The 20,339-nt window shown below is 61.6% G+C and carries 18 protein-coding genes and 2 pseudogenes; 1 reads left to right on the top strand and 19 read right to left on the bottom strand.

Annotated features, from left to right (window positions below):
- Nucleotides 1–41 precede the first annotated feature (41 nt).
- The 17 genes and pseudogenes from B1A74_RS10140 to B1A74_RS10070 form a co-directional block, all read right to left on the bottom strand.
- Nucleotides 42–1,331, bottom strand: a complete 1,290-nt coding sequence (locus B1A74_RS10140) for a nucleotide sugar dehydrogenase (protein WP_077244562.1) — start codon at nucleotides 1,329–1,331, stop codon at nucleotides 42–44.
- A gap of 104 nt (nucleotides 1,332–1,435) precedes the next feature.
- Entirely contained in the window at nucleotides 1,436–2,434 is a 999-nt protein-coding gene (locus B1A74_RS10135; RefSeq protein ID WP_077244560.1) for a polysaccharide deacetylase family protein, read from the bottom strand.
- Nucleotides 2,434–3,405 (bottom strand): GNAT family N-acetyltransferase, encoded by a 972-nt coding sequence (locus tag B1A74_RS10130; RefSeq protein WP_077244559.1) that lies wholly within the window; start codon nucleotides 3,403–3,405, stop codon nucleotides 2,434–2,436. Before B1A74_RS10130 ends, B1A74_RS10135 begins: the two co-directional genes overlap by 1 nt.
- Before the next feature lie 207 nt (nucleotides 3,406–3,612).
- Nucleotides 3,613–5,559 carry an asparagine synthase (glutamine-hydrolyzing) gene (gene asnB / locus B1A74_RS10125; RefSeq protein ID WP_077244558.1) on the bottom strand — a complete coding sequence of 649 codons (1,947 nt, stop codon included), beginning with the start codon at nucleotides 5,557–5,559 and terminating at the stop codon, nucleotides 3,613–3,615.
- Nucleotides 5,559–6,749 carry a glycosyltransferase family 4 protein gene (locus B1A74_RS10120; protein WP_244269206.1) on the bottom strand — a complete coding sequence of 397 codons (1,191 nt, stop codon included), beginning with the start codon at nucleotides 6,747–6,749 and terminating at the stop codon, nucleotides 5,559–5,561. Before B1A74_RS10120 ends, asnB begins: the two co-directional genes overlap by 1 nt.
- On the bottom strand, nucleotides 6,746–8,107 hold the full coding sequence (locus B1A74_RS14205) for a hypothetical protein (protein ID WP_143592255.1): 1,362 nt from the start codon (nucleotides 8,105–8,107) through the stop codon (nucleotides 6,746–6,748). Before B1A74_RS14205 ends, B1A74_RS10120 begins: the two co-directional genes overlap by 4 nt.
- On the bottom strand, nucleotides 8,091–8,252 hold the full coding sequence (locus B1A74_RS14260; RefSeq protein WP_158076027.1) for a hypothetical protein: 162 nt from the start codon (nucleotides 8,250–8,252) through the stop codon (nucleotides 8,091–8,093). The genes B1A74_RS14205 and B1A74_RS14260 overlap by 17 nt, the downstream gene beginning before the upstream one ends.
- Before the next feature lie 118 nt (nucleotides 8,253–8,370).
- Nucleotides 8,371–9,363, bottom strand: coding sequence for a glycosyltransferase (locus B1A74_RS14600; protein ID WP_425274679.1), 993 nt, complete (start codon nucleotides 9,361–9,363; stop codon nucleotides 8,371–8,373).
- Between the two features lie 234 nt (nucleotides 9,364–9,597).
- Nucleotides 9,598–10,869, bottom strand: coding sequence for an asparagine synthase-related protein (locus B1A74_RS14200; protein WP_158076026.1), 1,272 nt, complete (start codon nucleotides 10,867–10,869; stop codon nucleotides 9,598–9,600).
- Nucleotides 10,866–11,621, bottom strand: coding sequence for a class I SAM-dependent methyltransferase (locus B1A74_RS10105; RefSeq protein WP_143592252.1), 756 nt, complete (start codon nucleotides 11,619–11,621; stop codon nucleotides 10,866–10,868). Before B1A74_RS10105 ends, B1A74_RS14200 begins: the two co-directional genes overlap by 4 nt.
- Before the next feature lie 11 nt (nucleotides 11,622–11,632).
- The gene (locus B1A74_RS10100; RefSeq protein ID WP_158076025.1) at nucleotides 11,633–12,910 is read right to left on the bottom strand and encodes a flippase; all 1,278 of its coding nucleotides are present in this window, start codon (nucleotides 12,908–12,910) and stop codon (nucleotides 11,633–11,635) included.
- An 86-nt stretch (nucleotides 12,911–12,996) separates the two neighbouring features.
- Entirely contained in the window at nucleotides 12,997–14,811 is a 1,815-nt protein-coding gene (locus B1A74_RS10095) for an ATP-dependent nuclease (RefSeq protein ID WP_077244553.1), read from the bottom strand.
- A gap of 98 nt (nucleotides 14,812–14,909) precedes the next feature.
- Nucleotides 14,910–15,236 (bottom strand): annotated as a pseudogene (locus B1A74_RS10090) (hypothetical protein); the annotation flags it as partial.
- Nucleotides 15,237–15,285: 49 nt separating this feature from the next.
- Nucleotides 15,286–15,801 carry a hypothetical protein gene (locus B1A74_RS10085; protein ID WP_077244551.1) on the bottom strand — a complete coding sequence of 172 codons (516 nt, stop codon included), beginning with the start codon at nucleotides 15,799–15,801 and terminating at the stop codon, nucleotides 15,286–15,288.
- The gene (locus B1A74_RS10080) at nucleotides 15,798–16,295 is read right to left on the bottom strand and encodes a toxin-antitoxin system HicB family antitoxin (protein WP_244263459.1); all 498 of its coding nucleotides are present in this window, start codon (nucleotides 16,293–16,295) and stop codon (nucleotides 15,798–15,800) included. Before B1A74_RS10080 ends, B1A74_RS10085 begins: the two co-directional genes overlap by 4 nt.
- Nucleotides 16,292–16,507, bottom strand: coding sequence for a hypothetical protein (locus tag B1A74_RS10075; protein WP_231365003.1), 216 nt, complete (start codon nucleotides 16,505–16,507; stop codon nucleotides 16,292–16,294). Before B1A74_RS10075 ends, B1A74_RS10080 begins: the two co-directional genes overlap by 4 nt.
- Before the next feature lie 114 nt (nucleotides 16,508–16,621).
- Nucleotides 16,622–16,897, bottom strand: a pseudogene (locus tag B1A74_RS10070) (hypothetical protein); the annotation flags it as partial.
- Nucleotides 16,898–17,120: 223 nt separating this feature from the next.
- Between B1A74_RS10070 and B1A74_RS10065 the strand changes: the two are divergent.
- Nucleotides 17,121–18,476, top strand: a complete 1,356-nt coding sequence (locus B1A74_RS10065; RefSeq protein ID WP_077244549.1) for an MBL fold metallo-hydrolase RNA specificity domain-containing protein — start codon at nucleotides 17,121–17,123, stop codon at nucleotides 18,474–18,476.
- Between the two features lie 76 nt (nucleotides 18,477–18,552).
- Here the strand turns inward: B1A74_RS10065 and B1A74_RS10060 are convergent, their stop codons facing one another.
- The gene (locus B1A74_RS10060; protein WP_077244548.1) at nucleotides 18,553–19,965 is read right to left on the bottom strand and encodes an ImmA/IrrE family metallo-endopeptidase; all 1,413 of its coding nucleotides are present in this window, start codon (nucleotides 19,963–19,965) and stop codon (nucleotides 18,553–18,555) included.
- Nucleotides 19,962–20,339, bottom strand: a 378-nt coding sequence (locus B1A74_RS14400) for a hypothetical protein (protein ID WP_143592251.1), incomplete at its 5' end; no start/stop codon positions are given. The genes B1A74_RS10060 and B1A74_RS14400, both read right to left, overlap by 4 nt.

Genomic DNA, 20,339 nt, shown 5'->3' with positions numbered 1-20,339 from the left:
AAGAAGCCGAAGTCGTTGACGACAAAGAGAAGCCGCACGCCCTACAACCGCAAATCCGCCGCTTCGGGCGGCAGGGCCGACTTCACGTCGAACACCACGGCATTCTCGCGCCCCAGGCGGCGCACGCCCTCGCCGCCCAGCGCCACGAACTCCCGATGCGGCACGGCCAGTACCATCGCATCGTACGCACCGGCATCCGGCTCACCTTCCAGCAGGTCCAGGGCGTATTCCTCACGCGCCTCGGCCGCATCCACCCACGGGTCCCACACGTCCACCTGCGCGTTGTAGCCCTGCAGGTCGGCGATGATGTCCACCACCCGGGTGTTGCGCAGGTCCGGGCAGTTCTCCTTGAACGCCAGCCCCATCACCAGGATGCGCGACCCGACCACCGGGAAGCCCTTGCGGATCATCGCCTTCACCAGCCGGTCGGCGATATGCCCGCCCATGCCGTCGTTCACCCGCCGCCCGGCCAGGATCATCTCCGGATGGTGGCCCACCGCCTGGGCCTTGTGCGTCAGGTAGTACGGGTCCACCCCGATGCAGTGCCCGCCCACCAGCCCCGGCCGGAACGGCAGAAAGTTCCACTTGGTGCCCGCCGCCGCCAGCACCGCCTCGGTATCCAGCTCCAGCCGGTCGAACAGCAGCGCCAGCTCGTTCACCAGCGCAATGTTCACGTCCCGCTGGGTGTTCTCGATCACCTTGGCCGCCTCCGCCACGCGGATGCTCGGCGCCCGATGCGTGCCCGCGCGGATGATGCGCGCGTACAGCTCGTCCACAAACCGCGCCACTTCCGGCGTGGAACCCGAGGTCACCTTCACGATGTCCGGAATGCGATGCGCCTTGTCCCCCGGGTTCACCCGCTCCGGGCTGTAGCCCAGGAAGAACCCTTCATTCACGGTCAGGCCGGACTCCGCCGCCAGCACCGGCGCGCAGTCTTCCTCCGTGGCCCCGGGATACACCGTGGACTCGAAGATCACCACGTCGCCATCCTTCAGCGCCCGCCCCACCGTGCGGCTGGCCGCCAGCAGCGGCCCCAGATCCGGCCGCCGGTGCGCATCAATCGGCGTCGGCACCGTCACGATGAACACATTGCAGTCCGCCAGCGCCGCCGGGTCCGCCGTCATCTCCAGCTGCGCGGCCGCCGCCAGCTCCTCCGGCTCCACCTCCCGCGTGCGATCATGCCCCCGGTTCAGCTCCTCCACCCGCTGGGCGTCGATATCGAACCCCAGCGTGGGCAACACCCGCCCGAACTCCGCCGCCAGCGGCAGGCCCACGTAGCCCAGGCCGATGACGGCAATGCGTATGTCTGCTAGCTGGGCGAATCTGTCCATCGTCATCTCAATCTGTCCTTGCTGCTTGGCTTCCGAGGCAAATCACAGCCCGGACGGCTGCCCGGGGCACTTCAATGCATGCTCCCTTCTTCCAAGACATCTGCCTAACGCTTCAGCGTTCGTGCGAAGTCAGCGGCCTCGCTCATGCTGAAGGAGCGCATTCCCTCGCTCTCCCGAAGCCGTTCAAAGGTGTCCAAAATGTCGTCCAGGGCTTCCAGATTCTTTTCCTGGTTCGCGCCGAAGTTGTGGGGATGCCACCAGAGGTGAAACACCTCGTTTCGCTTCGCGGCAGCCCGAATACCTGCTTTCACGCGACGCCTGCGCAGAGGCTCAAGATACCGAAGCTTGCGAGAGTAAGGCCGAAGAAAGCGGCTTGCTTGAACATTCCAAGGGTACTCCGCAGTGATTCTGTCCCAACCGAACGTATGGTGCCCGGTCAGATTCAGAAACCCGTCCGTCAACCGGGCCGCCCGCATCGCGGCACGCCGCGCCGGGTGATGCACAGGCTCATAAAGCCCCCCGGGAGGATTGCCCCGGTAAATTTCGATTCCGTTTTCCGTCAAGGCTGACAGATACTCATCAACCACTTGGTTGCGCGGGAACACAAGCGACCGCAGTGCTTCCCCCTCACGCTCGGCAATCGCCTGGGCCGCAGCCAGATCCGCCGAAAACGCCTTGCGGGACTGGCCGGGCTCATCGCAGAAATAATGCGAGAACGTATGCGATGCGAGTTCCTGACCCTTCGTCTCACGGATCTTCTTCACCAGAGTGGGCGCGAAATGCAGCGGGTCTTCCGCCTCTGATGCCCCCAACCCCAAGCGGTAGTTATCCACGGCGGTGCGCTCGTATTCGGGCCTGACAGCAGGCATGAACGAGCCAAGGTCCGTACGCCCATCGGCAAACAGCGCGCCAACCGTTGCCCAGGTGGCGTGGATTCCACGCTCCCGAAACCGCTCCAGCAATCGGGGAATCACATCCCGCGCACCACGCAGATGAGCGGCATAGGGATGGTCAGCTCCAGTAACACGCTCGCTGACTCCCCAGTGAAGCTCAAAGTCCAACGAAACGACCAGCGCCGGTGGGGCTTCCGCATACTTCGCCATCAGAATGTCTCCAAATCGCCCAGTGTCAGCCCCCACGCACCACGGTCATGGAAGACCGGCGCCTCGTCCGCCCAGGCAACCGGCCGCGCAGCAAGGTTCACGTTCCGCCAAGGGAACGGGGCAAATCCGCGCAGACCCGCAGCCATTCCAGCCCCCCTGGATCTTTGCGGCCCCATCACCACATAAGCCCCGTCCGTCTCGCGCAATACCGCACCCAAAAGGCGATACCGAGCCCCGATCGCAGCTTCGCGCAAAAACATGTCGAGCACCGCAACTCCCTGGCGCCCCGCACGGCGATCCGGCCTCACCACCGCGGTTCCCGCTTCACACGAGACCAACGAATAGGTGAGGTTGGGGTGCCCACCGTACCGCCAGCGCAGATATTCCGGTGACTTCTCTACAATCAGAGCATCACCACGGTCCTCCGTACCCATCTCTGCCAGTGCCGCTGCATCCTCCGGCCGGAACGACCGAAGCCCAATGCACGGACTTTCAACCAAGCGGCGTGTTAACCCGAACGGGCGTGGCCGAATCCACACGCGCGGATGGCCCAACAAATGCCAGCCCATTTTTCGGTACCCCGGGCCGCTCCGGTCGTTCGGTGTGTTGAAAACCAGGTCAATCCCATTCTCTGCCAGTTGCTCCAATGCGCCGACGGTCATTCGAGAAAACAATCCGCTTCGCCGCCAATCGGGATCAACGGCGGTATCCACCGCTCGCACCGCAGACACCTCCACTCCATCTGCCCCGCGCAGTCGCCAGCGCATAAAGGGGCGCAGACCGATCAGCTCACCGCTCGGGCTGAACGCAGCCAACCCGACCGAGTCCCCAGCCGGGTTATCCTGATGCTTCCACTTCCACAGCCTCGCGCTCTTCTCTCGCCCGAATGCATCCCCCATACATCGGGCGAGCAGTTCGCTGGCGGCTTCGCCTGAGACAGCCGCCAAAGGTTCAATAATCGGTTCCGTCATGGTTGGGGTTCCCCGATCACGCCAGCACCCGCGCACATTCCACGGCTCCACCTCTCCCTTCCCTGCGACCCCCAGCTGGGTCCCCGATCAATGACGACGGCCCACCAGCGCCGGAGGTCCACCACACGTTGTTCAGGCCGTGCCCCTTTCTGTGCAATCCTGGTAAATCCACCTGAATCCCTCGTGCGTTGAAAAATCCCGTGTTACTCAACCAACTGCGAACTGTTTCCTCTGCTCATCCAACCATGCCTGAAACATGAGCACGCACCAGAGGCGATGCTGGCTTCGGCCTCGGCCCGCCAAGTGCTCGGTCCACACCCTCCGGATGGGCGCCGGATCGAAAAAGCCTTCTTCACATAGGCGTTGCTCATCAAGCAGCGACTCCGCCCAGTCGCGCAACGGCCCCCGAAGCCAGTGTTCAATTGGTATACCAAAGCCCTGCTTCGGCCTTTCCATCAGCGAGCTCGGCACATAGCGATCAAGAACCTTGCGTAACAGCCACTTACCCTGCCCGTCGCGCACCTTGTACTCGGTCGGGACCTGCCAAGCGAACTCCACCAGTCTATGGTCCAGCAGCGGTACGCGAGCCTCCAGGCTTACCGCCATGCTGGCTCGGTCCACCTTGGTCAGAATGTCGTCCGGAAGATATGTGAGCATATCAAGGAGCATCATCTGCTCCCGCAAGCCGGGCAAGTCCGAAAGCCAATCCACCGGGCCCTCTTGCTCCTGCTGTTCGGACGCCCCCAGGACCATGCCCTCCGGCGCCTTCCACCGAGAACGCAGTGCACGATAGAACCCGGGCCCGTCGGACGCACCCAGCGCCTTGGCGAGTTTTTCCAGTTTGAGCTCCAGATTCGGGACCTGCATGCGGGCGGGAAGCCGCCTTCTCCATTGCCGCAGATCCCGCTGCGACAAGTTCCCGACGGCACCACCCAGGAACCCGCGCAGCCAACCAGGCAGCCTATTCACTCGGCGCCATACCCCCGGGCCGACAACATGGCGGTTGTAGCCCCCCAAAAGCTCGTCGCCCCCGTCACCGGACAGCGTTACCGTGACATCCCGCCGTGCCAGCTCGCTAACCAGATAGGTCGGTATCTGGGAGGAATCCGCAAATGGCTCGTCGAAAATTTCCGGCAAGCGCGGGATGACAGCCTGCGCATCCTCCGGCGTTACATACAACTCTCTGTGATCCGTCCCCAGGTGGCGGGCCACGGCCGCCGCGTGATGCGCCTCGTCGTACTCCGCATCTGCATTGCCAATCGAAAATGTCTTTACGGGGCGGGCACTCTGCGCCTGCATCTGCGCCACTACCATGGTCGAATCGAAACCACCGGACAGGAACGCCCCCAGCGGAACGTCCGCCATCATTCTCCGACCAACGGAGTCGCGCAGTAGCTCATCCAGTTCGTCTGCGAGTGCGTCCGGCTCGCCCTTCGCCTCCCGAGCCCCTTCCGACGCGACCTCCGGGAGATCCCAGTAGCACTCCGGTTCACCCACCTGATGCCCCTGACCCCGAACCACCAGATAATGGGCCGGCGGCAACTTGTAGATCCCTCGGTAGATGCTCCATGGCGCGGGCACGTTGTTATAGCGAAGCATAAGCGCTAACGCATCGCGATCTACCTCACCCCGCCAATCCGGATGCGCAGCCAACGCCTTGAGTTCGGAACCAAAGAGAAATGTGTCGCCACTACGACCATAGTAGAGCGGCTTCTCTCCCATACGGTCACGCGCCAGAAACAGCGTCCGCTCTGTCCGATCCCAGAGCGCGAACGCGAACATGCCGTTTAGCCGCTCCAGAGCACCATGCACCCCCCAGTAGCGCAACGCCGCCAGCAACGTCTCCGTATCCGAATGGCCCCGCCAATCGAATCCGCCGCCTTCGCGTTCCAGCTCCTGCCTGAGTTCCGTATGGTTATAGATTTCTCCGTTATACGAAAGTACATACCGTCCACAGGGTGACACCATCGGTTGATGACCGGCTGGAGACAGGTCAACTATCGACAGCCGTCGATGCGCCAAGACCGGCTCGCCTTCACCTTCAGCCCACACCCCAGCGTCATCAGGGCCCCTCGTCGCTATACGATGAGCCATCCGGCTGGCCACATCCACGGAGCGGCTATTCCGCGACCAATACCCGACGATCCCGCACATCAGCGGACCTCTACTGCATCAGGAGAACTCACCACTTCCTCCACCAGGCGTGCGTAACTTTGTCCCCACTGCGCAGTTCCGAGATGTTCAAGTGCATACGTTGAGGCAGCGTCCCCAACAGACTTACACGCCGAACGGTCTAGTGCACACCTCTTAATACGTTCGGCCCAGGCTTCGGCGTCATCCATACCCAGAATCCACCCAGTCTGACCGTCGCGAATAATCTCCGGCATGCCCCCCGCTTCGCTCGCAAGTACAGGTACGCCTATCGCCATCGCCTCCTGTACGGCATTTGGAACGCCCTCATCTCTTGACGGCATCACCAAGATATCCGCTTCCACCATCAACGCCTTAACATCGTCACGCCATCCAAGGAACATCACATTCGGCTCAAGCCCATAGCCACTAACACGAACCGGGACAACCCGATCCTGTATTTCGTCATACACCAACCACAGTTCCCAATCTCCATGCACGTTATTTATCTGTAGAGAACGCAATGCCTCTATGATTGTTACCTGATTCTTCCGATCGCAGATGGTGCCGACCTGGAGGATCACGAAAGGATCGCCCTCCCGTCGCTCCCTCGCCATTCGCTTGGCCCGGAACGGTTCCAGCGATGGCAGATCGATGCCGGGGATGATTGTCCGGAACTTCTGTCGGTACCGCGCGGCCAGCTCCAGACCGAAAATCGCATCCGGCGCAGCCGAATACTGGAATACCACGCGCTTGGCCGCCCACAACCCCAGCCGATGCAGCCAGCGCACAACACCCCGGGATGGCAGCTCGTAATCCACGTCCCATACCAGGGGCCGCCGGCTCACAAGCGCACCCAGCCCGGCAAACGCAATCCCCTTGCTGCCTCGAATCCAGACGACATCCGCACCGTGCTTCCGAATCTTCCGCGCGATACCCAGGTTCTGCACCAGCAGGCTGAACAGCGCCTTCAGGCGGAATACGGCATTACCCCCGAACAACGCACCGTGACGTTGGCGGAGCACCCCGACCGGCTCCACCTCCACCGTATCGAGCCCCTGTTCCTCCGCCGCCCGAAACAGGTCGCTGTCGCGCTGCGTGGCGATGCACATCTCGACGCCTTGCTCACGAAGGACGGATGCCAGGGTCAGCAAGCGCCGGGGCGCACCCGTGAGGCCGCCCGGCGTCGGCATGTAGGCAAACAGCCTAATCATGCCGACACCCTCACCTTCGCGCCAAACGATCTAGCAAAACCCCTAACGCGAGTCTCTCTATGAGGCCAACCCCAAGCGACCCGCCGGTATCTATCTTTCATGTAAAGAAAAAGCACCAGCAAAACCAAAACCCCTGTGTTTCGAGGAAGAACAAACAGCTCTTTTGCATTGCCGACGGCGATGAGAACAATGAGACATGCCAACAAGAGAGCCACCCCATCACCATCTCGAAGATATCTATAGACCGCAGCACCCCAAAGCAACCCCAGAGGAACTATAATCAACAATAGCCCTAATACACCGCTATTAAACAATACACGAACATACCCAACGTCACTTCTGACATAGGGGCCACTCTCCCAACGCCCCAGATAGCCTCCTCCAAACAACGTTTCAACAAAGCCTTCTGGAAGAAAATACATTCGCCCGACTATAGTTTCTAACGATCCGGGCATCACTAAACCACGCCCATCACCATCAACGAATTCGAAAGCCCAGGATCGCACGTGATCCGGTAGTACGCTGAATGATGCATACGCAATTAAAAAAGATACCAACACAACTAACGGCATCGTAAGCCATGCCTTGCGGACAACAAGCTCCCTTTTCAGTGCCGCCCTAATAAACATGAGAGCCAGCAACGTGAACAAGCCCACCAAGAACAGCACAAGAAAGGAGCGCGCCATCAGCACACCACCAAAACCAACAAACAACCCAAGCAAAATCGCGCCCAGCCCAGAAAACCGAAGCCTCCGCCAAAGGAGGGCAATGATAAAAACAACTACCACATACCCAAAGGCACCATTAAAAGCACCACCTGAAACGAGGTCGTACGCTCTGTATCCCGACTCAACCCAATGGTAATTACCGTCCATGAAGAAGTTTTCGCCTACCCAACCCCTATACCAAGGGATAAGAACAAAACTAATACCGCTGAGGGCCAAAATCGCCCACAAGAAAACAACGTGACGGAGAAGGCGAACTGCCCAATCAGAACCATATGCATGGATGTATACCTTGACGAGTCCAGCTGCAGCAAAGGCATACACATAGGCTTTCGCCAGGACATAAGAAAACTCCATTGTCCCTAACGGCAGTAAAAGCGCTAAACTGATTGCGTACAGTAGTGATGGAAACAAAAACGCAGATATCGAGACAAGCGGTTTATCGATTTTCCCCGACGCCAGCCCGAAGACCAAATAACCTGCCGAAACCATCAGCACCGAAGCAGCATGAACATCGAAGACCTGAAGACGCGGGCCCGCCAAAAGAGCAAACGCCAATGAAAACGCCATGATGGCCGATAAATTTCGGACCGCATTAGACGTACCCGCCGCCCTATCACCGCGGTACATCATGCCCTTCCTGCAGCACTTTGGTGGTAATGCGAAGACCTTTAGCTTTAAGTGCTTCCGCCACCCAAGCAAAGAGCCCGATGCAGCACTGCGCGCGTCGGATAATGCGACTCGCAAGGTCGGCGCTGTAATAATGCAGTTCATTCATGGGTAACATGGACACGCGTGGGTGCTGCTCCTGCTGGCGAAGAAGAAATCTCGGTCCGTACTTGGGAGAGCCACCGATGAAACTCCTGAGTTGTCGTTTCGCCATCTCACCACCCGAATCATCGTTCTGGGTCAGAGTCGATTGTCGATGAGTGGCCATCGAAACTACTGACTTCGGATCCAAATATGATCGCGGTAAATTCGGAAACATATCTCGAGTATATTAGGCGGGTTTCGGCGAAGTTCTCTGCGTACGACTTACAATCATTAAGAAAACTCTGGTCGGCACACATCTGGCCGATCCCATCAGCGATGGACTGAGCGTCGAAAGGGACCAAGAGACCCGCCGCCGAGTCCCGCATAAATGTCTCTTGAAGATCTACTCCACGACTGGCAACTACCGCGAGACCTGCGCCCATGTATTCCGCAAGCTTGGTCGGAGACATCTCACGATTTATTCTTGTTGCCGGCACCAGGCTCAGACCAACGTCCGCCCCCCCTAACAAGCCTGGAAGCGTCGGACGCGGCAATGCCTCAATGAACCGAATACGGCTCTCTCCCTCCCAACGTTGTACACCTGAACTCGTTCTCAGCGCGGCAATTTCCTCTGGCTTCCCGCCCACAAAAACGAATGCGGCGTTTGCGCCTGCGTTCAAGGCACCCACGGCCCCGGCCAACACAACGTCAAGGCGCCTCTGCGCTCCATGCGTTCCGACATAAATGAATCGTACTGAGCCTTTGTCGCCACCCCAGATGGCATCTTCGGCCGCCGAGGCGCGCGGCAGATCCGACAGGAGCGGAACGACCAAACCTGGAGCGTAGTCAGAGCACAAACTCCGGGCCCGCTCGAGCCCCAGGGGACTCACTGCCAGCACACCATCCACTCGGCGACCGCCAAGACGCAGTGCGGCTTGATGAAGCCCGCGCCTAGCCCTATTGCCTTGCCGCTCCAGCGGGAAGCTACTTTGAAAAACAAGTCCATCGGCTCGCCCCCTCAAGCTTGCCGCGACGAGCAACAGCGCGGGATGGTTTCGGACGAACAGAACGACACGTTCACCTCGACGCCGCGCCTTGTCGATCAAGGTGCTGGCAAGTCGCCGTGCTGTCAGCATGGCCCGCACACGAGAATTACCCTGCCGCGAAAAGTCGGGTATCATGGGCAGGCATGCCGCGCGGAGGTAACGCTGCGGGCCGAGCGGACTACCCTCGGGCGCCATGACGAGCAACTGGACCCGCACATCGCCGTCGCGAGGCAGTGCCTGCGCCAGCATGCCGGTCACGAAGGAGTGGTCCGGTGGGTATTTCTTATCCAGGAGGCAGATTAGTGTCGTTTTCTTCAATGCTCGCTACCCGTGCACTTCCAAATTGACGGCCAGGCCCAGCAAGACCTGCAAGGCCTGAGCGTGGTCTCGCTTGCCACGGTAGTGCTCACGCCAGATGGTATCCAAATCCAGCCATGGCACTGCCTCGTGTTGCTTCAGGACCTCGATGGCTTTTTCGATAACGCTGATGTAGTCATCGCGTTTGCGGAAGGCCCATTGAAAGTCGATGTAATTGTCCGCTAAACGGCTGCGAATCGGCAGCCACGGCATGTGCCGGTGAAAGCGGTTACGGATGCCATGTTGCGCTCTCAGCAGGAATTGCCGCCTCCGCTGATGCCTGCTCACCCCCCAAGTAGATTTTCCAGGCAGGCCGAAGAGGGTGGGGAAACGTGCCTCCGCCATACGTTGGTAGAGATGCTGCCCGTCGTGCTGGCGGCGTGGCGCGTGCAACCAATACGCAGCCCAATCCCGATCTGCGTACGGTGCGATCATCGGGGCCATGCCCCACCCATAACCCTGATCCGCTTGCCAGCCGCGCCAGGCACCTCCGAGAACAATTGGGGCGATACAAGCCCGCTGCCTGACGGAGAAATCCAGCCATTCCCGCTGTGCGGCGCATGCCCTCCATTCGGGAGGCGCTTCCGGGTAGCTCTGAACAGTTGAGTGCGAAGCCAGCAACTTTGCGTTTCCGCGCCGTTGGCTTCTCGCAAACTCCGAACGCGCCTGCGAAGGCGTTTCAGCCTCATAGTCCGAACGATAATGCCCTCCCGTAAGGGCTTCACCCAAAAATCCGGACCAGATAGACGCGCCCGAGCTCGCTGCTTGCTTGCCTGCCTGACAGCCCGCGGAGATAAAGAACGCATCCGGCTGGTACGTCCATGGTGCATGGCGTGTCGTCTCGGCCAGCGCGCTCCATTCCAGGGTTAGCTCATCCAGTGGCACAGGCACGTGTTCCACACAAGCAGCCTCGGCGATACGCGCCGCAATCTCATAATCCAACTGGCCTGGGCACCCCACCGTCACGGTAACCACTTTATCGGTCCTCTCCCGCAATGCGGCGAGGATCAGACGGCTATCCCACCCCCCGCTGAGCGGCACGATATACGGCGGCGACACCGCCTGGGTAAGCCGGTCAAAGAGTGCGTCGAGGCGTTCGATGGCGCCATCGACCGAGTGGTCCAACCCGTCCGAAGGCCGTTCACATACCTCCAACATCCATTCGGGCGCATCCCGGTGCGGGACATAGGCATGCCACAAGTATTCCGAAACGGCACTCGAGACTTCGGCTGTTCTCACACGGGCCTCCGGAACAATCCGACAACGTGGCGGCCCGTGTTCGCATCCCCGATACGGTGCCTCGACCATAAACGGCGCCACAGCCACGACGAGACGAAAGAGACATCAATCATCCAGTATCGATTCACCGTCAGCTTGTCGTACACGGCCATCCATCGGGGCACATGGCAAACATGCTCGACACGCACTGGTTCCGCTCTCGGCTCGGCGTCTGCAACCTGTGATCGCAACAGCTCTTCCGAGTAGTGCCTAAAATGCTTTTTGTTCAGCGGCAGAATGACCGACGGTACGGAAATCAGCACATACCCCCCCGGCTTAACCCTCTCGAACAGCACGCGGAGGAACGACGAAACCTGCTCGTCCGGAATGTGCTCCAGCACTTCTATCGCAGCGACCACATCGAACTGTTCATCAATTTCCGCGGCGTCAGCCGCATGGAACGTCACATCCGGATTAAAGGCGCGAGCAAACGATATGGCCCTTTCCGAGAAATCTACACCGACACGACGGGGAACATCCGAACCAAGTGCGCCGATGAAGTAACCATCGCCACATCCCACCTCCAATACGGAGCTGGGTGACAGTTCCCTAACCGTATCTGCGATATGGTGTTGATAGCACAGATACTCGAATCCCCAGCCAAGAACCCTGTATCGCTGCGCTCCCGAGACATTAAATTTCGGTATGTAGTGATACGGAAACTCGTATTGCCCTTCTTGGAGCTTCAGTCGTTCTTCTCTCTCATCATGCATTGTCGCCAACCTTATTCATTAACTACCCCACCCCGGCGCAGCCGGGAAAATGGTGAGCAATCACACCCAATCCACCGCTTCGCCGCCCACCACCCGAGGCCATTTGCGAGGATTAACGTACCCGCAGTTGATATCGCCGCACCCACCGTCCCGAAGATCGGAATCAATACAAGATTGAGCACCACATTCAAAAAGGCTGCCATAATCCAGAAACGGGCGTATTCTCGATGATGACCAGACATGGTCAATAAGTGGCCGCTGGACCCAATTGTCGAACCAGTCAAGCGCCCGAGTGAAAGAATCAGCATCGGGATGAAGGCGGCCACGAATCCAGCACCGAAAGCGATATGCAGCAAGTCATCGCCGAACAGAAGAAGGGGCGTGAAAACCGTGAGGGCGATCGCGAGATTCAGTCGGGAGGCACCTCGGGCCAGACGGTGTAATTTTTCATGTTCGCCCTGGTGATACAGGCGCGAGAAGTACGGTTCCACCACCATCTTTGTCGCCTGCAGGCCAAAAGCGACGATCAGCGAGACCTGGGCGGCGACCTTGTACTGTCCCACGTCCGCGCTTTCCATGAAGACACCGATCAACAGGATGTCCGCCTGTGTGTTGATCAGATGCATGGCGTTGATGCTCGCCATGGGAATAATGGTGGCGAGCCAGGTTCGGGATTCGTAGACGGGCGCCGCCTGATCCAGTGCCGAGGGTCGTGCCCGTCTGAGCATCAGTGCACCGATAAAAAATGCGACGGCAGTAGCCGTGATATTCAGGGCCATGGCCTGCGGGGCACGCAACACATCGCCGGAGACGAACAGGATGCCCAGCAGCAACATGAGAAATGTGAGTGGCTTGATTGCCAGCTCCGGTAACTGCCCCTGTACGGTATGGCCGAGGCCACGCAGGGACGAGGCCCGGACCAGTGCCAGCCCCATGAGAGGGATCATAAGCAGGCCAATGGCGAGCGTGATGCCGGGCTCGGAACGGAAATAGTCGGGGAACAGCAAACCCGCAGCCACAGCGCCGAAAAAGACTACGCCGGAGACGATCAGAACGACCAGGGACGACCAGCGCCACACGGCCCTGATCGTGCCCCACTGGCCGCTTGCCTGCGCCTTGGCTGTCTCGCGCGTGACCAGCTGCGGTACGCCAGCCTTGGCCGGCAAGCCGACCACCATGATAACGGCGAGGGCGAAGGCGTAGACGCCGAAGCTGTCCGGGCCGAGGGTACGCGCCAAAACCACAGTGACCGCAAAGCCCAGCACGGCGTTGATGACCTTGAGCGCCACAGAAGCGCTGCTGGCACGAACTATACTGGCTCGTAGCCCATTGCCGCTCGTCAGTCGGTGAAGCCGCTGAGCCCACGAGGCGCCGTTCATGCAGGTGCCCCTCCCGGTCGCAGCCATTGGACCAGTGCTGCCACTGTCTCGTGATCGCTTACCACGTCGTCGAAAGGCTCACTCGCAAGCCGGTTGCGATACGGGGCCCAGCTGCTGATGTCCTTGGGGCCAGTCAGGCCCAGGTGGTGTTCAATGTCTCCGCCTGTCCAGAGCCAGACCTCGTGATGGCGGAGCTTGTGGTGCAGGTTCTCCGCCACGGGAAGGGCGTCCGGACTGGCAGCCCAGCCCCGGAACACGACAGTCGGTTTCTTGTTGCCCGCCGGGTTGTCCTTGTTGGAGCGGGGGCGGCCGTTGCCGTCGAGGGTAATGGAGGGGTCGTTATTCGCCATGGCCTGAATCTGGCTGAGGCATTCGCGCAGGTCTTCGTCATCCTTTGCGATGAGACCGTGCTTTACCGCCTGGTTTGCGGCGAAATCCAGATCCGCCAGCGCGCGCACTTCGATGCCCAGTTCCCGAAAGACGCTTAGTGATTCGGGCAATCCCCCGGCGCCACCCAGCCCGAGGATGGCCAGCCCATCGTCGGCGGGCTTTCGGCCCGTGACGGCTTCGTAGATAAAGGGGAGCAGGTAGCGCTCGGTGGGGCCTTCGGCGATGAGCACGCGATCGCTGAACAGCCAGTGGTTGGCATTCTCCAGGGCGAAAAGCGCGTGCAGGCGCTTGTTCTCGTCCTGTACGCGCTGTTCCAGGGCCTCGTGAGCCGTGGGCATGATGCGGGTTTCCCCGGTTTCCGGATCCTTGCGGACGATGCGGGTGCTGGCCGCGGCTTCGCGGTCCACCATGACGGGAGAATGTGTGGCGAATACGACCTGATAGCCGTGGTGAGAGAGGCTGTCCAGCGCCGTGCGCACCTGCTCGATCGCTTGTGGATGGAGGAACAGTTCGGGCTCCTCGATGAGCAGGAGCCGGCGCTGCGCCGTCGCGTGCTCGTCGGCGCGGACGTCGGCGAGATAGCGGATGAGTGCCATCTGGATGCTGCGCTGGGCGCCGTGCCCCAGGGCGGTGAAGTCGCGGACGGCATCGCGGCCCTGTTCGCTCACCTTGATGGTGCCCTTGCCGAAAAGATCCTGGACGCTGGGCACGGGGATATCGAGGTGGAGCTGGATACCGGGGAAGAAGGGGCGCAGGGCTTCGGTGGCCTCATTATCGAACCGGTTGAGTTCTGCGGCGCGCGAGGTGCCGGTGGCCGTGAGCTTGTCGTGTAGTGGCGCGAGGGCCTGCTCCAGTTCGGCACCGTGGCTGGCCTCGGCCGGGCCGGTGAACTGCGCCAGCAGTTTGCCGATGGTGGAGGTGTTTTTCGCCTTGGTGGCGTCTTCGGCCGCATCCTCCATGGCACCGATACTTATGGGTTCCGGGAACAGCGCCTTGAGTGCGTTATCGATCCCGCTGGGGTTGCGCTTCCAGGCACCATCACTATCGTCTTCGGTAGTCGGATCGCGCACTTCCAGCATGATTTCGGTCTTCTTCGCGCCGGGAGAATGTTGAGTACGCCGCACATGGAGGCGCCCGTCCTGAATGTACGGCTCGATCTTGGTTCGGTGCTTGTCCGCGATTCCGGCCAGGTGTCCACCGTCCAGGCCCGTGAGTGTTCCTTCCACCGCTACTGGACTCTCCGCATCGTGAAAGTCGGTCTCCCGCAGAGACGTGGAGGTTACGAACCATGCGAGAGCGGCCAGCACGTTGGACTTGCCGGCGTTGTTGTAACCCACGATGGGGGTGCAATCGCCGAGCGCGAGGGCAACATCGCGGCACGAGCGGAAGTTCTGGATCCGGACATGGGCAAGGTGGTGCATAACGGGGTTACCGGCTCCCTGGCGTTAACTCAAAGTGCACTGTGTTCGGCCATGCCCTGGACGATATGGCCTCTACCCTTATGGGCAGGACTCTGCGAGCGGCGCATCTCGATGAAGCGGTTCATCGCGTAGTGCGTGAGCGAGCGGAAGAAGGCGGAGAACAGGATGAGCCCGAAGGCGGCGGCACCCAGTGCGAGGATGAAGGCGTCCACCGAGGTGAAGCCGAGGCCGTCATACGCGGTGTTGAGCACCGGGTTGGTCTGCACCACTTCGGGGTTGCCCAGCACGCTCAGAAACGGCATGGCCGAGGCGACGCCGGCGGTCTCCAGCACGGCCATGATGATGACCATGCCGAGCACGAGGCCGCCGCGGCGTTTTTCCTTGCGGCTGAGCAGGGCCAGGGCTTTGCGGTAGGTGCTGAGCATGGGGTAACTGGGCGGCCTCAGGGTCGGGTGTTGGGTTCGGGATGCGGGGTTATTGGGTATCTGCCGGAACAGCAAACTGAACCGTCGGGATGACGACCCTCGGCAACTCCATGCGGGCGCATTGATTGCTTACGAATTCACGCCAGTATGGCCATACGTGGTAGCTGGCATTCCTCTGTGCAAAGGCTTCGAGCGCTTCCGGACCCGGGTCGGTATCGGTGTCGTACTCCGCAACAAATGTCGCCTCGATCTGCGCCAGCACACCATCGCTTTCTGCCTCACCGGCTTCGTGTTTCTCCGGGTCTTCCCCTTCCCGAGCGGGAGAAACTGGCAACAAGCGCAGGCCCAGCCCGATGAACACCCGGAAGACATAATACGATGTCTCCGCCTCGCGGACTTCCATGAGATAGCTGCGTTCCACATGGTGCTTGAACTGCGGCTGGTATGCCTCGACGGGTGAAAACCGCGGGTCATGATCTTCCGCCAGCCAGGCACTGGACTGGCGCACGCTTACCCCGTGGATTCGCAGGCAATCGATGGCTGCTTGGATCGGGGAATCCGTCATACAGCTGGCGCCATCCACTTATCGGCTTTGCTGGAGTCGCCCGCGCCGATGTCATGGATGATTTGCGGGCAAGCCGTTGCAGCCTTGCCGCCGGGTCGGGCAATGGCGGGCTCTGCATGCCACTCGGCGAAAACCGTACGGGTTGGCGTCTGCACTCCGACGTAGTAGCTCAATACGGCGACGATCTGCTGGTTGAGGCTTACGCCTTCGTCTTCGGCCAGGGAGACCAGTGCGCGGTGCAGCGTTCTGGGCACCCGCAGTGTAATGCGCCCACTGAAGTCATCCGCGGGCGGCAAGGGCTGCGGCAGCGCGCGTCCGCTTTCCTTCAGCGCTGCCTCGGTGGTCTCGATGGTATCGATCGCGAGCTCGTAGGCCTCGTCGTGGGTGTCGGCGTATTCGACAACGTCCGGCAGCTCTCGTACCCGGGCCTCGAAGCAGGCTTCTCCCTCCTCGATAACCCGGCGTATCGTGATCCCGTAGTCCTGTGCGTTCATGACGTCTCTCCCTTCAGCCATTGGCTCAATTCCGGCTCCCGCTCCTCGAGCATCTTGCGGATGTTCCGGACATAAGCTGGCTTGATTTCAGGGTTTTTCCCGTGTCCGCATGTGTAGGAGGTCGAGTAGAAACTCGGCAGCCCGGCATGGGTGACCACCTTGTGGCCTGCTTTCTTCCCGTCGCGGACCTCGAAGCCCAGGGTTTCGAGCAACCGTCGCAATTCATCGCATCGCAGGGAACCGCCCGCACCCTGGAGCTGCTGCAGTACATCCTTTACGTTAGCAGACATCTGACACCATATACAGTGTCACCCGGCCCGGGGTGGATAAGCGGAGAACGGGATAAGCCCGAAGGCGGCCGCGCCCAGCGCGAGGATGAAGGCATCCACCGAGGTGAAGCCGAGGCCGTCATACACGGTGTTGAGCACCGGGTTGGTCTGCACCACTTCGGGGTTGCCCAGCACGATCAGAAACGGCATGACCGAGGCGACGCCGGCGGTCTCCAGCACGGCCATGACGATGACCATGCCGAGCACGAGGCCGCCGCGGCGTTTTTCCTTGCGGCTGAGCAGGGAGAGTGCTTTGCGGTAGGTGCTGAGCATGGGATGGCCGGACGGGTGGATTCCTGTTTGATTTGCCTGTAGGAGGCCAGCCCTCTGGCCGATCTGGCATCAGGACAATCGGCCAGGGGGCCGGCCTCCTGCGCGGGGTTGTTCACCGCTTGAACGAACTGCGGATTGGGCCATGAATCGTGGGGCAAATCAAGTGCGCTTTGGGCATGGTCCGATGTATGGTCGGGGTTCGCTTACGGTCAGGGAAGACGCTATGGAGATCGTGCATCACGGAGGTGCCGAGGGCGTGACGGGCAGTTGCCACCGGCTGCGGCTATCGGCGCGGGATTCGTTTCTGGTGGATTGCGGGCTGTTCCAGGGGCGCGACCACGGGCCGGGCGATACGCTGGAGCGCCATGCGATCGAGTTTTCGGTGGAGGATATCCGGGCGCTGGTGGTCACGCATGTGCATATCGACCACATCGGGCGGCTGCCGTATCTGCTGGCGGCGGGTTTTGACGGGCCGATCATCTGTTCGAAGCCCTCGGCCCGGCTGCTGCCGCTGATGCTGGAGGATGCGCTGCGCGTGGGCTTTACCCGCGACCGGCAGCTGATCGAGCCGGTGCTGGGGACCATCGACCGGCGGCTGGTGGCACTGGATTACAACGCCTGGCATGCGCTGCCGGTGGAGGATGCCGCCCTCGCCCCGCGGGTGCGGCTGCAGCGCGCGGGGCATATCCTGGGTTCGGCCTATGTGGAGTTCGATTTCCGCGAGCCGGGGGAGCGCCGTTCGCGCCGGGTGGTGTTCTCCGGCGATCTGGGCGCGCCCGGGGCGCCGCTGCTGCCGGCGCCGAAGCCGCCGCGCCGGGCGGATACGCTGGTGCTGGAGAGCACCTATGGCGACCGCCTCCACGGCGACCGCCGCGAGCGCGCGGCGCGGCTGCGGGCGGCGGTGGAGCATGCCCATGCCAACGGCGGCACGGTGATCGTGCCGGCCTTCAGCATCGGCCGCACGCAGGAACTGCTGTATGAGCTGGAGGGGCTGATCCATCGCGGCAACCGGCGCTGGCGCGACATGGAGGTGGTGCTGGACTCGCCGCTGGCCGCGCGCTTTACCGAGGTCTACCGCGAGCTGAAGCCGTTCTGGGATGCCGAGGCGCACCAGCGCCTGCGTGCCGGGCGGCATCCGCTGGATTTCGAGAACCTGTATACGGTGGCCGACCACGACACCCACCTGCAGACGGTGGACTACCTGGCCCGCTCCGGCCGCCCGGCGGTGGTGATCGCCGCCAGCGGGATGGCCGCCGGGGGCCGGGTGGTGAACTACCTCAAGGCCATGCTGGAGGACGAACGCCACCACGTGCTGTTCGTCGGCTACCAGGCGGAGGGCACGCCGGGCCGCGCCATCCAGGCCGCCGGCCGTGGCGGCCACGTGGAGCTGGACGGCGAGCGCTACGCCATCCGCGCGGGGGTGGACACCATCAGCGGCTATTCCGCCCATGCGGACCAGGCCGACCTCCTGCGCTTCGTGCGCGGCATCCGCACCGGCCCGCAGGACATCCGCCTGGTCCACGGCGAACCCCACGCCCGGGAGGCCCTGTGGGAGCTTGCTTGCAAGCGAACAGGTTGAGCCCGGGGCGAACGCCCGTCCGGTTCGCGGCCGAGGCCGCTCCTACGCGAACCGGAAGGGGCCCGGGCCGTGCCGGTCAAGTTACCCCGGCCCTCCCCGAGCGCCATTGCTCGAGCAGTGCCTTCTCCTGACGGCTCTGCAGTTGTTTTGCGGCTCCCGAGTTGGTGATCTGCCATGCCAGCAGTTCCCGGCTCACCCGGTAATCGGCGCGCAGCCGTTCGGCTGCCTCGGTGAGGTCGGCGCTTTGTTCCACGGCCCTGGCGGCCACGTCACGTGGCAAGAGCAGTTCGGCGGCAAAGGCTCGAGCCCGTTTCTCGGGGTATTCCGGTGTTCGTCCGCCGAGCACTTCCGCCACCGGGAGCGCGCCCTGCCGGTCCAGTAGCAGATGGGCAATCTCGTGGGCGAGTGTGGCGCGCTCCCCGTATTCGTGACCGGCACGCGATTCCGACGCGTGGTTGACCAGCACCAGGGGGCCATGGCGCTCGCCCCACACGGTCACGGCTTCTATCGGGCATGCTCCCAGATTGATGCCCTCAACATGCACACCCCAGCGTTTCAGCCATTCACCCGGCTCCACAGCGGCTTCGGGCGACAGGCTCAGCCACTCACGCAGCCAGCTCGCCGCCCAGTAGCCCTGCCGATAGGGGGGCTCGGTATCGTCCAGTTGCTCCCCGAGCGCCGCTTCAATGCGATCGAGCTCGGGCGTTGCGCGAGCGGGACAATCCACGATGCGGCGCAGCAATTCAGCCTGCTGATCGGCGTTGACAACGCTGTCGAAGGCCATCCGTGCCACGGCGCGCAGTTCCGGCCACTGCCATTCGTCGGCATCAATGCCGGCCTGCTCGAACCGTCCGGGCGCATCTTCCTCGAGCCGCGTGGTCAGCATCCACTCCCGAGCCTCGGTTCGCTCTCGGCGCTCCTGCCACCAACCCACGGCCTGACGGGCACGCGGCTGCGTGCTTTCCGCGCAGGCGGTGGACAGATGTTCGCCTGCGGCTTCCAGCACTGTCTCGACCTCGCGCCAGGGGCGAATAACCTCACGCGGCAACCCCGGAGCCGAAATCTGAGCGGTCTTCCCCTGTCGCATGATGATCAGGGAAGGCAGGAACAGCCCCCTGGGTGCCGATGCGAGGTCGTGACGCGCCAGGAATCGATGGGCTTCCAGCTCTTCGTCATCGACCTGCTCGTCTGCCATGCCGTCCCAACGGCGCTCGCACTCGGCCAGAAACTGGGAAGGGAATGCCGGCGAAACAGGTACAGGATAATCCTCCTCCAGCACCAGCCAGGGCCACCAACGCCCCAGAAATTCCAGCATGTCGACCCATGTCCACTCGAGGTACCCACCGCAGCCGTCCGGTGCTTCGCCCTCGCCCACCCACACCGGCTCACCCGCCAGGAACATGCGACAACGACCTTCGGCAAGCCCCTCCAGGGAGGCCGGCTCCAGATCCAGTTCGATCTGTAATCCGCCAGCGTATCCGAACATCATCGCAATGCTCCCCCGAACTGTCGGAGCCAGCTCTCAAGCTCTTTCGTTTCGCCCCTTTTGTCTGCTTTTTCTCGCAGCGCTTTCAGCGTTTTGCGAGTCAGAAAGGTAGGGCCCCGAAGATCACCACGCCATGGATATGCATGGTAGGAATACCCGGGCTGTGTGGGCACGGCTTCGTAGATCACGCCCCTGTAAACCGCGTGAAACCGATCGGGCCACTGGCTGTCCTCTGATTCGTAGAACGGAATGGCCTCTTTGTTGAGCAGTTCCTCGGCCAGGTCACGGGTTATGCTTTTCGGGCACTTTCCGACCGGACCCTTGGGCGACGGCTCAAAACCCGCGTAATCATTGTGCCACGAGTTATGGTCAAGTCT

This window comes from Thioalkalivibrio halophilus, from assembly GCF_001995255.1.
Taxonomy (GTDB): Bacteria; Pseudomonadota; Gammaproteobacteria; order Ectothiorhodospirales; family Ectothiorhodospiraceae; genus Thioalkalivibrio; species Thioalkalivibrio halophilus.
This window is presented reverse-complemented; position numbering and strand designations above follow the sequence as displayed.

Coding starts and splice junctions, on each gene's coding strand:
- B1A74_RS10140 (WP_077244562.1), bottom strand. CDS start 1,331: ATGGACAGATTCGCCCAGCTAGCAGACATACGCATTGCCGTCATCGGC.
- B1A74_RS10135 (WP_077244560.1), bottom strand. CDS start 2,434: ATGGCGAAGTATGCGGAAGCCCCACCGGCGCTGGTCGTTTCGTTGGAC.
- B1A74_RS10130 (WP_077244559.1), bottom strand. CDS start 3,405: ATGACGGAACCGATTATTGAACCTTTGGCGGCTGTCTCAGGCGAAGCC.
- asnB (WP_077244558.1), bottom strand. CDS start 5,559: ATGTGCGGGATCGTCGGGTATTGGTCGCGGAATAGCCGCTCCGTGGAT.
- B1A74_RS10120 (WP_244269206.1), bottom strand. CDS start 6,749: ATGATTAGGCTGTTTGCCTACATGCCGACGCCGGGCGGCCTCACGGGT.
- B1A74_RS14205 (WP_143592255.1), bottom strand. CDS start 8,107: ATGATGTACCGCGGTGATAGGGCGGCGGGTACGTCTAATGCGGTCCGA.
- B1A74_RS14260 (WP_158076027.1), bottom strand. CDS start 8,252: ATGAATGAACTGCATTATTACAGCGCCGACCTTGCGAGTCGCATTATC.
- B1A74_RS14600 (WP_425274679.1), bottom strand. CDS start 9,363: ATGCTGACAGCACGGCGACTTGCCAGCACCTTGATCGACAAGGCGCGG.
- B1A74_RS10105 (WP_143592252.1), bottom strand. CDS start 11,621: ATGCATGATGAGAGAGAAGAACGACTGAAGCTCCAAGAAGGGCAATAC.
- B1A74_RS10095 (WP_077244553.1), bottom strand. CDS start 14,811: ATGCACCACCTTGCCCATGTCCGGATCCAGAACTTCCGCTCGTGCCGC.
- B1A74_RS10085 (WP_077244551.1), bottom strand. CDS start 15,801: ATGACGGATTCCCCGATCCAAGCAGCCATCGATTGCCTGCGAATCCAC.
- B1A74_RS10080 (WP_244263459.1), bottom strand. CDS start 16,295: ATGAACGCACAGGACTACGGGATCACGATACGCCGGGTTATCGAGGAG.
- B1A74_RS10065 (WP_077244549.1), top strand. CDS start 17,121: ATGGAGATCGTGCATCACGGAGGTGCCGAGGGCGTGACGGGCAGTTGC.
- B1A74_RS10060 (WP_077244548.1), bottom strand. CDS start 19,965: ATGATGTTCGGATACGCTGGCGGATTACAGATCGAACTGGATCTGGAG.